The organism is Methyloversatilis sp., from assembly GCF_030698125.1.
Lineage (GTDB): Bacteria > Pseudomonadota > Gammaproteobacteria > Burkholderiales > Rhodocyclaceae > Methyloversatilis.
In genome coordinates this window covers 114,154-125,717 of the sequence record NZ_JAUYNV010000032.1, presented here as the reverse complement: position 1 = coordinate 125,717, position 11,564 = coordinate 114,154, and the positions used below count along the sequence as shown (strand labels likewise).

The 11,564-nt window shown below is 64.0% G+C and carries 10 protein-coding genes and 1 tRNA gene; 9 read left to right on the top strand and 2 right to left on the bottom strand.

Translation table 11 applies throughout. The features are described from left to right. Positions 1 to 11 precede the first annotated feature (11 nt). The gene (locus tag Q8Q80_RS13035) at positions 12 to 581 is read left to right on the top strand and encodes a C40 family peptidase (RefSeq protein WP_305633316.1); all 570 of its coding nucleotides are present in this window, start codon (positions 12 to 14) and stop codon (positions 579 to 581) included. Here Q8Q80_RS13035 and Q8Q80_RS13030 read toward each other — a convergent pair. Beyond that, the gene (locus Q8Q80_RS13030) at positions 557 to 892 is read right to left on the bottom strand and encodes a DUF2325 domain-containing protein (protein ID WP_305633315.1); all 336 of its coding nucleotides are present in this window, start codon (positions 890 to 892) and stop codon (positions 557 to 559) included. The two genes, Q8Q80_RS13035 and Q8Q80_RS13030, sit on opposite strands and share 25 nt — an antisense overlap. Positions 893 to 1,050: 158 nt before the next feature. On the opposite strand from Q8Q80_RS13030, the gene Q8Q80_RS13025 reads away from it, so the two are divergent. The 8 genes from Q8Q80_RS13025 to Q8Q80_RS12990 all read left to right on the top strand — a co-directional run bounded on the left by Q8Q80_RS13025 (position 1,051) and on the right by Q8Q80_RS12990 (position 11,394). Beyond that, complete coding sequence (locus Q8Q80_RS13025; protein ID WP_305633314.1) at positions 1,051 to 2,079, top strand: Fe(3+) ABC transporter substrate-binding protein; 1,029 nt, start codon at positions 1,051 to 1,053, stop codon at positions 2,077 to 2,079. 102 nt (positions 2,080 to 2,181) lie between these two features. After that, on the top strand, positions 2,182 to 2,520 hold the full coding sequence (locus Q8Q80_RS13020; RefSeq protein ID WP_305633313.1) for a CidA/LrgA family protein: 339 nt from the start codon (positions 2,182 to 2,184) through the stop codon (positions 2,518 to 2,520). Continuing rightward, positions 2,517 to 3,236 carry an LrgB family protein gene (locus Q8Q80_RS13015; RefSeq protein ID WP_305633312.1) on the top strand — a complete coding sequence of 240 codons (720 nt, stop codon included), beginning with the start codon at positions 2,517 to 2,519 and terminating at the stop codon, positions 3,234 to 3,236. The genes Q8Q80_RS13020 and Q8Q80_RS13015 overlap by 4 nt, the downstream gene beginning before the upstream one ends. A gap of 262 nt (positions 3,237 to 3,498) precedes the next feature. Further along, positions 3,499 to 4,065: a GTP cyclohydrolase II gene (ribA, locus tag Q8Q80_RS13010; RefSeq protein ID WP_371132765.1), complete on the top strand. Its 567-nt coding sequence runs from the start codon at positions 3,499 to 3,501 to the stop codon at positions 4,063 to 4,065. A 19-nt stretch (positions 4,066 to 4,084) separates the two neighbouring features. Next, a complete protein-coding gene (locus tag Q8Q80_RS13005; protein WP_305633310.1) occupies positions 4,085 to 4,708 on the top strand; it encodes a cyclopropane-fatty-acyl-phospholipid synthase family protein in 624 nt (207 codons plus the stop codon). 559 nt (positions 4,709 to 5,267) lie between these two features. Continuing rightward, positions 5,268 to 6,635: a TolC family protein gene (locus tag Q8Q80_RS13000; RefSeq protein WP_305633309.1), complete on the top strand. Its 1,368-nt coding sequence runs from the start codon at positions 5,268 to 5,270 to the stop codon at positions 6,633 to 6,635. After that, a complete protein-coding gene (locus tag Q8Q80_RS12995; protein ID WP_305633308.1) occupies positions 6,632 to 8,260 on the top strand; it encodes an efflux RND transporter periplasmic adaptor subunit in 1,629 nt (542 codons plus the stop codon). Before Q8Q80_RS13000 ends, Q8Q80_RS12995 begins: the two co-directional genes overlap by 4 nt. Further along, positions 8,257 to 11,394: an efflux RND transporter permease subunit gene (locus Q8Q80_RS12990; protein WP_305633307.1), complete on the top strand. Its 3,138-nt coding sequence runs from the start codon at positions 8,257 to 8,259 to the stop codon at positions 11,392 to 11,394. The genes Q8Q80_RS12995 and Q8Q80_RS12990 overlap by 4 nt, the downstream gene beginning before the upstream one ends. 61 nt (positions 11,395 to 11,455) lie before the next feature. Here the strand turns inward: Q8Q80_RS12990 and Q8Q80_RS12985 are convergent. Further along, positions 11,456 to 11,540: transfer RNA gene (locus tag Q8Q80_RS12985), tRNA-Leu, on the bottom strand. Between the last annotated feature and the right edge of the window lie 24 nt (positions 11,541 to 11,564).

The window sequence follows — 11,564 nt, the reverse complement described above, 5'->3', positions numbered from 1 at the left end:
ATTCGCGACCCATGCGTCGAATACCCCTGACCCGGATATGCCTTTGTGCCGTACTGGCCCTGGCTGCCGCACTTCCCCTCGCCGCACACGCCGAACCGGTCGAACAGGAGCCGACAGGCTTTTCGCTGGACGACCTGTCCGGCGATCGGGTGGCGGAACACGCCGCCGCTGCCGCAGGCGCGGTCACCGATCTGCTCGACAGCGGTTTTGCCCTGCTCGGCATCCGCTATCGCTTCGGCGGCAACAACCCGCAAACCGGTTTCGACTGCAGCGGCTTCGTGCGCCATGTGTTCTCCGACGCATTGGGCGTGCTGTTGCCGCGCACTGCCGTTGAAATGGCGCGTGTCGGTGCCCGCGTCGGGCGCGAAGACCTGCAGCCGGGCGATCTGGTGTTCTTCAACACGCTCAGCCGCACCTTTTCCCACGTCGGCATCTACATGGGTGACGACAAGTTCCTGCATGCCAATTCGCGCGGCGGCGGCGTGCGCATCGACGACATGACCGGCCGCTACTGGGCGCGCCGCTTCAATGGCGCCCGCCGCATCAACGTCGGCAGTCAGGGCGCGACGGCACTTCGCTGACCCTTCGGGCACTGCGCGCAGCGCACCGCCCCACACCCTTCGAGTGCCTGCTTCAGCGCACACACAGACCGCCGGCACGCCACGACAGGCACCCCCTGCTCGCGTGCCGCTTCGCGGAAAGCCTTCATCACGTTGTGACCGAGAAAATCGGTGAACAGAATGACCAGCTCGGTACCGCCCGGCAGGCGCGGCGCCGAGCGCTGGTGCTTGGGTTCGCGCCCGGTGATGTGATGGCCGATCTTCAATCCGAATTCAGCCAGCACGTCCGGAATGTTTCCGAGCCGGTCGGCGCCCACGAGTACGGCATCCATGCGCACATCCTTTATGAGAACAATTCTCATTCAAGATAGTGCAATTGCGAACACTTTGCAATTGCGAATCACTTCTGTTAAGTTTTCGCCGCCATCGGACGGGACGGATTCCCCGCCACCCTCCGCATGTGCGTGACCCGAACTTACTGGAGCTTTCGATGACTTCCCGTCTGATCCGGCTGGCCGCTGCACTGGGTGCCAGCCTGCTGATTGCGCCCGCTGGCGCGCAGGACAAGGTGCTCAACCTCTACTCGGCCCGCCATTACCAGACCGATGAGGCGCTGTATGGCAACTTCACGCGCCAGACCGGCATCAAGATCAACCGCATCGAAGGCAAGGAAGAAGAACTGCTGGAGCGCATCCGCAACGAGGGCGCGAACAGCCCGGCCGACGTGTTCATCACGGTCGATGCGTCGCGTCTCGCCCAGGCCGACGGCTTCGGCCTGTTCGCACCGGTGAAGTCGGCGGTGCTCGAAAGCCGCATCCCGGCGCACCTGCGCGACCCGGAGTCGAACTGGTTCGCCTTTTCGACCCGCGCGCGCGTCATCGTCTACAACAAGCTCAAGTTGAAGGCGGCCGACGTGGCCAACTACGAAGACCTGGCCAAGCCGGCGCTCAAGGGCAAGGTGTGCTCCCGTTCCGGCGCGCATCCGTACAACATTTCGCTCGGCGCAGCGCTGATCCAGCACATCGGCGAGGCAAAGACCGAAGAATGGGCGCGCGGCGTCGTAGCCAATTTTGCCCGCTCGCCCAAGGGCGGCGACACCGACCAGATCAAGGCGGTGGCGGCCGGCGAATGCGATGTGGCGGTGTCCAACACCTACTATCTCGTGCGGCTGCTGCGCTCGACCAAGCGCGAAGACCAGGCGCTGATGGAAAAGGTCGGCGTGGTGTGGCCGAACCAGTCGTCGTTCGGCACGCACATCAACGTGTCGGGTGGCGGCATGCTCAAGACCGCCCCGAACAAGGATGCCGCGGTGAAATTCCTCGAATATCTCGCGTCGGACGAAGCACAGACCTACTTTGCCGATGGCAACAACGAGTGGCCGGTGGTGCCGTCGGTCCAGGTTTCGAATGCGGAACTGAAGTCGCTCGGCAGCTTCAAGGCCGACACGCTGAACGTCGGCGAACTGGCGAAGACGACCGCCCAGGCACAGAAGGTGTTCGACCGCGCCGGCTACCGCTGAGCGGCACGCGGACGACAAAGAGCCCCGCTGCCGGCGGGGCTTTTTCGTTTGCGTGACGCGCACATCGATAGAATCCGGGGCGACAACCTTCCCCGGCCTCCCATGCTCGCCTCGCTCACACTCCTGCTCGTGTTCCAGCTGATCGGCGAAACCGTCGTGCAGTGGCTGCGCCTGCCGGTTCCCGGACCGGTGCTCGGCATGCTACTGCTGTTTGCCGCGCTGGTGGTCCGCGGCGAGGTGCCCACGGCGCTGCGCGACACCGCCAACGGCCTGCTGCAGCACCTGTCGCTGCTGTTCGTGCCGGCCGGCGCCGGGGTCATGACGCACCTGGGTCTGCTGGCCACCGCCTGGCTGCCGATCACCGTCGCCATCCTGCTCAGCACGGCCGTCACGCTGCTGGTCACCGCCTTCGTCATGCGCGCCGCTGCCCGCCAGCAATGAACCCGGAACTGCGCGAACTGTGGGTCTATCTATCGACCTCGCCGCTGCTCGGCCTGACACTCACCCTGCTCGCCTACCAGTTGGCCTACGCGATCTACGTGAAACTGGGTTCGCATCCGCTGGCCAATCCGGTCGCGATTGCAGTGGCACTCATCGTGGCCATCCTGACCTTCACCGGCACACCCTATGCGGTCTATTTCGAGGGCGCGCAGTTCGTGCACTTCCTGCTCGGCCCGGCCACCGTGGCGCTGGCGGTGCCGCTGTACGCGCAGTGGCCGCGGCTGAAGAAGCTGTTCGGCGCATCGATGCTCGCGCTGGTCACCGGGTCGGTGGTGTCGGTCGTGTCGGTGTGGCTGATCGCCGAAGCCTTCGGCGCCAGCGATCAGGTGCTGCGTTCGCTGGCGCCGAAATCAGTCACCTCGCCGATCGGCATGGGCATTTCGGAAAAGATCGGCGGGCTGCCGTCACTGACTGCGGTGCTGATCATGCTGACCGGCATCGTCGGCGCAGTCATCGGCCCGGCACTGCTGAAGGCGACCGGTACGCAGGACGATGCGATCCGCGGCTTCGCGATCGGCATCAGTGCGCACGGCATCGGCACCGCGCGCGCCTTCCAGATCAGTGAAACCGCAGGCGCATTCTCGGCGCTTGCGATGGGATTGAACGGTGTCGTCACATCGATTGTCGTGCCCGTGCTCGTGCATGCGCTAGCCTGACGAGGCGTGAACAAGCGGCAGTGCTTAAGAATCGCGGGCTGTCGTACAGCTCGCGAGTTGCGCCATACTTATGGCCCCGCAGACGGACGAGACCCGTCCGTTTCCGGCGTTGATCCGGCCACTTTCAGCAAAGCAGCAGATGACCTCGCAATCCAGTGAAAAGAAATACCGCGCCATCGGCCAGTTGCCGCAGAGCGACGCGGCCGGGCACGGCGGACCCGATGCGCCCGCAGCAGCCGGCCCGGCCGCCGTTTCAGGTGCCATGTGCCGCCTGCCGACCCGCTTCGCCGACTTCGCACTGCATGGCTACGCCGACCCGGCCACCGGGCTGGAACATGTTGCGCTGACGCTGGGCGACTTTTCCGACGGCGCACCGGTGCTGCTGCGCCTGCACTCGGAGTGCCTGACCGGCGACACGCTGTTCAGCCTGCGCTGCGACTGCGGCCCGCAGCTCGAAGCGTCGCTGCGCGCCATCGCCGCCGAAGGACGCGGCGCACTCGTGTATCTGCGGCAGGAAGGCCGCGGCATCGGCCTGATCAACAAGATCCGCGCCTATGCGCTGCAGGACACCGGCGCCGACACCGTGGACGCCAACCGCATGCTGGGCTTCGCCGACGACGCGCGCGACTATCGTTTCGCGGCGCACATCGTGCAAAGTCTGGGCATCCGCCAGGCCCGCCTGCTGACCAACAACCCGCTGAAGGTGCGCGCGCTCGAGGCACAGCAGGTCGAAGTGGTCGAGCGCATTCCGCTGCACGCGGGCGCCAATCCGCTGAATCACCGCTATCTGTCGACGAAGGCCCATCGCATGGGTCACCTGCAGGATTGAAGGATACCGACCCGCCCTCATGAGTCATGACGATGCACAGGATTTCTGGTCCGCAAAGTACCGTGCCGCCGGCCAGGCCTATCTGTTCGGCACCGCGCCGAACCGCTTCCTGCAGTCGCAGTCGTCGCTGCTCGTCCCTGGTCAGCGCGCGCTGAGCATCGCCGACGGCGAAGGCCGCAACGCGGTCTGGCTGGCCGAACGGGGGCTGGACGTGACGGCGACCGAACTGTCGCCGGTCGCGCTCGACAAGGCGGCGACACTCGCCGCAGCGCGCGGCGTCAGCGTCGACTTCGCGCTGGCCGACGCGCTGCGCTGGACCTATCCGGACGAAGCTTTCGATCTGGTGGTCGGCATTTTCATCCAGTTCGCCGCGCCGGACGAGCGACGCGCGCTGTTCGAAAACATGAAGCGCACGCTCAGGCCGGGCGGCTGCATCGTGCTGCAGGGCTACACGCCCAAACAGCTCGACTACGGCACCGGCGGCCCGTCGGCGGTCGAAAACCTCTACACCGCCGCACTGCTGCGCGACGCCTTCGGCGACTTCGAACTGGAGTGCCTGCAGGAATATGAATCGGAGCTGGACGAAGGCCTCGCGCATCGCGGGCATTCGGCACTGATCGGGATGGTGGCGAGGAAGGTCTGAAAGACCTGACAGCGATGCCTGGTGGCCGCCCGGTCGGCTCGGTTCGCGAACGAAAAAGGTGGTCCGCACCTATCGTCGAAAAGACCGGCGTTGATAGAATGCAACAATGAGATGTCTGCTTGCCCTGTTGCTTTCGTTCTTCGTTGCCTTCCAGGGCAGCGCAAGTGCGCTCAGCTTTCAGAATACTTGTCCCATGAAGCACGATGTCGTGGCGTCTGCCTCTTCAGATGTGTTTGGCCAGGTCATCTCTGATTGCTGCAACGATTCCGAGACGGCAGCCAAAACCGGCATGTCCTGCAAAATTGAACGGTCGTGCTGCGCATCAGGCGTCGGCATCCTTCCATCGTTTGACGCCCACCTTCCTCCGGCACCGCCATCCGGTTCAGTGCCATCGCAGACGTCGCCAGTCACGTCGAATGCACTCGCTGCAGTCTGGCGACCGCCCTCCTTCAACTAACCCCATGTAACGGAAATGCAGCTGTCGACCTTTTCAAGGTCGGCAGATCCTGGCTTTCGCGCAGGCATTCGCGAAGGCGTTCATTGCGCATGGAGTTCGTTGATGCTTATTTTCCTCACCCGGGACGCCAGTGGGCCGTCCGTCCATCACGCACGTCGACACGTGCGTCGCGGGTTCGCACCGCTCGCCGTGGTCGTGCTGTCGCTCGGTCTCGTCAATCCAGCGATGACACAGCCTTCGCTGACATTGCAGGCCGCGCTCGATGCTGCACAGGCAAGATCCGCGACGCTTGAGGCACAGCATGCGGCGGCACGGGCGGCCAGGGAAATGGCCGTTGCAACCGGGCGTCTGCCTGACCCCATACTGCGCTTGTCGGTCGACAACCTGCCCGTCGAAGGCTCGGGGCGCTACAGCCTGACGGATGAGCCCATGACGATGCGCTCTGTCGGTCTGGCGCAGACTTTCACCAGATCTGAAAAACGTGAGGCGCGCAGCGCCCGCTACGAACGCGAAGCCGACGCCGCCCTGGCGACGCGAACCACGCTGCTCACCCGGCTGCGCACGCAGACTGCCAGAGCCTGGTTCGAGCGTTACTTCCTTGAGCAGATGCTCGAGCAGCTGCAACGTCAGCGCGAGGAGACCGTCAACGTAAGCACCGGCGTTGAATCGGCCTATCGGGGCAACCGCGCCCCGCTGGCCGACGTGCTGGCCGCGCGCGCGGCGATCGCACGCATCGACGATCGACTGCACGAGGTGCGCGCCGAGCTCGCCAACGCGAGAGCGCTGTTGCAGCGCTGGGTCGGCGATGCGGAATCGAAGCCACTCGGAGCGCCTCCCAGGATAGACAGCACGCGTCTGGCGGAACACTCGCTGGCGCATGAAATCGATCAGCATCCAGACATCGCACTCATGAATGCGCGCGAACATGTCGCGCTCGCCACGGCGGAGGTGGCAAGACAGGAAAAAAGCGCCGACTGGAGCTGGTCGGTGATGTACAGCAAGCGGGGCAGCATGTTCGGCGACATGGTGTCGCTGGGGGTTTCCATTCCATTGCAGTGGGATCAGGCCCGGCGTCAAGACCGCGAACTGGCGGCCCGACTGGAACAGGTTGAACAGGTCCGCTCCGAACGTGAAGAACTGCGGCGCGAGCATCTGTTCGAGCTGCAGCGCCTCCTCTCCAGCTGGCGAAGCAGCCTCAGCCGTCTGGACGACTACGACAGCACCCTGATCCCGCTTGCGACCGAGCGCGCCGAGGCACTCACGGCCGCTTTTCGCGGCGGCAAGGCGTCCCTGACATCCGTTCTCGAAGCACGCCGCATGGTGACTGACACCACCCTGGAGCGACTTCGCATCGAACGACAGACTGCCGCATGGTGGGCCGAGCTGACCTTTCTGATACCGGAGGATCTGCCCGCGCATGCCGTATCGCCGACACCTTCGAACCACCTTGCGCGGGAGCCCATGCGATGAACAGAAGAACCATCGTGGTCGCGCTCCTCGCGATCGGAGTACTCGGCGCAGGCGGTCTGGGCCTCTACCGACAGGGCGTCAGGAACGGGATGACGCATGCCCCCGTGGCAACCCCCGCCGCGGCGGGAAGCTCGTCTGCGGGCGTCGAGATCGACCCGTCGACCTGGGGGATACCCGAAGGCGAAGCGGCGACACGGCGTCACATCGAGTCGGGTCTCAAGGCGGGTGATATCGATCCGGTAACGGGTCGAATGATCCTTCATTACCACGATCCAATGACACCAGGTCAGAAGTTCGACGCGCCGGCAAAGTCGCCCTTCATGGACATGATGCTGGTGCCCGCCTACGCGGGCGCCGCGGGCGCAGACAGCGGCACGGTCACAGTGAGTTCGCGCATTCAGCAGAATCTCGGGCTGCGCATGGGCGAAGTCGTTTCGGGCCAGCTTGCATCCGAGATTTCAGCAGTGGGCACCGTGGCATGGAATGAACGAGGCCAATTTGCGGTGCAGGCGCGCGCGACCGGCTTCATCGAGAAGCTGCATGTGAGGGCGGAACTGGATCGCGTCCGCAAGGGGCAGCCGCTGCTGGATATTTACGTGCCTGAATGGGTGGCGGTTCAAGAGGACTATCTGACTGCCAGACGCTTGCAGGGACGCGGGTTGGAGTCACTCGCTGAAGCAGCCCGTCAGCGTATGCGTCAGGCCGGCATGAGCGAAGCGCAGATCGCCTTGGTCGAGCGTACGGGACAGGTGCAGGCCCGCATGACCCTGGTCGCACCGGCCAGTGGCGTGGTCACCGAACTGATGGCGCGTGAAGGCAGTACTGCGATGATGGGCATGCCGCTCCTGCGCATCAACGATCTTTCCAATGTCTGGGTGCAGGCCGAAGTGCCGGAGAGCCAGGCGGCGCAGCTTGTCGAAGGCGCACAGGTGGCAGCGCAAACCCCCGCACTGCCGGGTGAGGTGTTCCATGGACGGGTGCAGGCCTTGCTGCCCGAGGTCAATCCGGCGACACGCACGCGCAAGGCGCGCATGGTCCTGACCAATCCGGCAGGCAAGCTGGTGCCCGGCATGTTCATGCAGATGCAACTCGCCGGCGGTCAGGCGCGCCCCGCGCTGCTGGTGCCTTCCGAAGCGCTGGTTCGCACCGGCAAGCGCACGCTGGTCATGGCAGTCGAAGAGGACGGGACATTTCGTCCGATCGAGGTGCAGGTCGGTCACGAACAGGGCGGCCAGACGGAAATTCTGGCAGGGCTTGGCCAGGGCCAGAAAATCGTGCTGTCCGGCCAGTTCCTCATTGATTCGGAGGCCAGCCTGAAGGGTGTTGAGGCGCGCTTGTCTTCGGGCGAAGCGCAAGGATCGATGAGCGCCGCACAGCAGACCTATCAGACAAACGCGCGGGTGGAGGCCGTGAGCGGTGACACCCTCACGCTGACCCATCCAGAAATACCCGCATTGCGATGGCCGGGCATGACCATGGAATTCACGTTGGCTCCAGATCTTGCCTTACCCAAACCATCTGCCGGGAGCGAGATCGACATCGAGTTCCGCATGCAGGATGGCGAGGCCCCGCAGATCGTCAAATGGCAAGCGCGCCATGGTGAGCAGTCGGGAGGTGCCCGATGATTGCCCGTCTGATCCATTGGTCGATCGCCAACCGCTTTCTGGTGCTGATCGCCACCGTCCTGCTGGCGGCCTGGGGCTTGGTTTCTGTGCTTCGCACGCCACTCGACGCCTTGCCCGACCTGTCGGACACCCAGGTGATCATCCGCACCTCTTGGCCGGGGCAAGCACCGCAGCTGGTCGAGAATCAGGTCACGTATCCGCTGACCACCACGATGCTGTCGGTACCGGGGGCGCGCGTCGTGCGCGGCTATTCGTTCTTTGGCGACAGTTACGTCTACGTGCTGTTCAAGGACGGAACAGACCTGTACTGGGCGCGCTCCAGGGTACTGGAGTACCTCAACCAGGTGCAGTCGCGCCTGCCGCCGGGAGCCAGCTCGGCGCTTGGGCCGGATGCAACCGGCGTGGGCTGGATCTACCAGTACGCGCTGATCGACAAGTCAGGCAGGCAGGACCTGTCGCAATTGCGCAGCCTGCAGGACTGGTTCTTGAAATACGAGCTCAAGACCGTACCCGGCGTGGCCGAGGTGGCCACCATTGGTGGCATGGTGCGGCAATACCAGGTGGTGCTCGATCCCGACAAACTGGCCGCATACCGTATTCCCCACGGCAAGGTGATCGCGGCGATTCGCCTTGCCAATCAGGAAGTGGGTGGCTCGGTGCTGGAAATGGGTGAAGCCGAGTTCATGGTGCGTGCCTCCGGGTATCTGCAAACCCTGGACGACTTCCGGGCCATTCCACTCATGACCACCGAGGCAGGCGTATCCGTTTTGCTGGGCGATGTGGCCCACGTGCAGATCGGCCCCGAGATGCGGCGCGGAATCGGTGAGCTGGACGGCGAGGGTGAAGCGGTGGGCGGCATCGTCGTCATGCGGTCTGGCGAGAACGCGTTGACCACCATCGACGCAGTCAAGACCAAACTGGCGGCATTGAAAACGAGCCTGCCGCAAGGCGTCGAGATCGTACCCACCTACGACCGCTCGGGGCTCATCAAGCGGGCCATCGAGAACCTCAGCCACAAGCTGCTCGAAGAGTTCGCTGTCGTGGCCGTGGTGTGCGTGCTGTTTCTGTTTCACCTGCGTTCGGCTCTGGTGGCCATCGTCTCGTTGCCCCTGGGCATTCTGGCGGCCTTCATCGTCATGCACTGGCAGGGGGTCAACGCCAACATCATGTCACTGGGCGGCATCGCCATCGCCGTCGGCGCGATGGTTGATGCGGCGGTGGTCATGATCGAAAACGCACACAAGCACCTGGAGGAATGGAATCACGCTCATCCGGGGGAGCAATTGCAGGGCGAGACCCGCTGGCGGGTGATCGGAGACGCTGCCGCCGAGGTGGGCCCGGCGCTGTTTTTCTCCTTGCTCATCATCACCCTCTCCTTCGTGCCGATCTTCACACTGGAGGCGCAGGAAGGAAAGCTGTTCTCGCCGCTTGCCTTCACCAAAACCTATGCCATGGCGGCAAGTGCGGGGCTTGCGGTGACGCTGATTCCGGTGCTGATGGGTTATCTGATCCGGGGCCGCATCCCGGACGAGCAGAAGAACCCGATCAATCGCTTCTTTGTCGCCAGCTACCGGCCTTTGCTCGAAGTCGTGCTGCGCTTTCCCAAGACCACCATCGCTGTCGCGATGGTGTTTCTGGCGGCCAGCTGGTGGCCCTTGCAGCAACTGGGCAGCGAGTTCATGCCGCCGCTCGACGAAGGCGACCTGCTCTACATGCCAAGTGCCTTGCCTGGCATGTCGGCGGGCAAGGCGGCTCAATTGCTGCAGCAAACGGACCGGCTGATCAAGACGGTGCCAGAGGTGGCCACGGTCTACGGAAAGGCAGGCAGAGCCGTAACTGCGACCGATCCGGCACCTCTGGTGATGTTTGAGACCACCATCCAGTTCAAGCCAAGAAGCGAGTGGAGGGTGGGCATGACCCCCGAGAAGCTCGTAGAGGAACTGGACCGGACCGTGCGCGTGCCGGGACTGACGAACATCTGGATTCCACCGATCCGCAACCGTCTCGACATGCTGGCCACTGGCATCAAAAGTCCGGTCGGCGTCAAGGTGCTCGGCAGCGATCTATCTGTCATCAACCGGCTCACGGGCGAAATCGAGCAGGCGGTCAAGCAGGTGCCCGGCGTGACCAGCGCCTTTGCCGAGCGCCTGACAGGTGGACGCTATGTCAATGTGGATATCAAGCGGGAGCGAGCGGCGCGCTACGGACTCAACATGTCCGACGTGCAGTCGGTGGTGGCAAGCGCCGTGGGCGGCATGAATATCGGTGAGACCATCGAAGGCCTGCAGCGCTACCCGATAAACGTGCGATATCCGCGCGAGGTACGGGACTCGCTGAACGGCTTGCGCAATTTGCCCATCGTGACGCCGCGAGGGCAGTTGCTTGTGCTCGGTGACGTAGCCGACATTCGCATCGACGATGGCCCGCCGATGCTGCGCAGCGAGAACGCACGCCTGGCGGGGTTCGTCTACGTCGATTTGCGTGGTCGTGACCTCGGCACAGCGGTGCGCGAGATGCAGCAGACAGTGGCCGACCAGGTGAAATTGCCGCCGGGCTACTCGGTGTCCTGGTCAGGTCAGTTCGAGTTTCTCGAACGCGCCAGCGCCAGGCTCAAACTGGTTGTGCCCTTCACGCTGCTCATCATCTTCGTGCTGCTGTACCTTACCTTCAAGCACTTCGGCGAGGCCCTGCTGCTGATGGCGACTTTGCCCTTTGCCCTGGTCGGCGGGATCTGGCTGCTGTTCGGTTTGAACTACAACCTGTCAGTGGCGAGTGTCGTGGGTTTCATCGCGCTGGCGGGCGTAGCGGCCGAATTCGGCGTGATCATGCTGCTTTATCTCAGGCAGGCGTGGACGGCGCGCATCGAGCAGAACATGACCAGCGAAGCCGATCTGCTGGATGCGATCCGCGAAGGGGCGGTGCTGCGCGTGCGGCCCAAGGCGATGACTGTGGCGGTGATTCTGGCCGGCCTGCTGCCCATCATGTGGGGCGGGGGCACCGGCAGCGAGGTCATGCAACGCATCGCGGCACCCATGGTGGGCGGCATGATCACCGCACCGCTGCTGTCCATGTTGGTGATACCGGCCGCCTATTACCTGATGCGTCGGCCGCGCAGAAAATTCCTTCCGCCATGACACATCGCTCACTCATGCAGTGACGGTGCGCCCATCAGCCTTCAACGTCCGTCCGCACCGATGGTGCCCAGGAAGGGACTCGAACCCCCACGCCTCGCGGCGCCAGAACCTAAATCTGGTGCGTCTACCAATTTCGCCACCTGGGCAGGCGGCACGGATTCTATCAGGCG

Bases quoted from the DNA above. Each gene is read 5' to 3' on its own strand.
- Q8Q80_RS13035 (WP_305633316.1), top strand. From the start codon at position 12: ATGCGTCGAATACCCCTGACCCGGATATGCCTTTGTGCCGTACTGGCC.
- Q8Q80_RS13030 (WP_305633315.1), bottom strand. From the start codon at position 892: ATGGATGCCGTACTCGTGGGCGCCGACCGGCTCGGAAACATTCCGGAC.
- Q8Q80_RS13025 (WP_305633314.1), top strand. From the start codon at position 1,051: ATGACTTCCCGTCTGATCCGGCTGGCCGCTGCACTGGGTGCCAGCCTG.
- Q8Q80_RS13020 (WP_305633313.1), top strand. From the start codon at position 2,182: ATGCTCGCCTCGCTCACACTCCTGCTCGTGTTCCAGCTGATCGGCGAA.
- Q8Q80_RS13015 (WP_305633312.1), top strand. From the start codon at position 2,517: ATGAACCCGGAACTGCGCGAACTGTGGGTCTATCTATCGACCTCGCCG.
- ribA (WP_371132765.1), top strand. From the start codon at position 3,499: ATGTGCCGCCTGCCGACCCGCTTCGCCGACTTCGCACTGCATGGCTAC.
- Q8Q80_RS13005 (WP_305633310.1), top strand. From the start codon at position 4,085: ATGAGTCATGACGATGCACAGGATTTCTGGTCCGCAAAGTACCGTGCC.
- Q8Q80_RS13000 (WP_305633309.1), top strand. From the start codon at position 5,268: ATGCTTATTTTCCTCACCCGGGACGCCAGTGGGCCGTCCGTCCATCAC.
- Q8Q80_RS12995 (WP_305633308.1), top strand. From the start codon at position 6,632: ATGAACAGAAGAACCATCGTGGTCGCGCTCCTCGCGATCGGAGTACTC.
- Q8Q80_RS12990 (WP_305633307.1), top strand. From the start codon at position 8,257: ATGATTGCCCGTCTGATCCATTGGTCGATCGCCAACCGCTTTCTGGTG.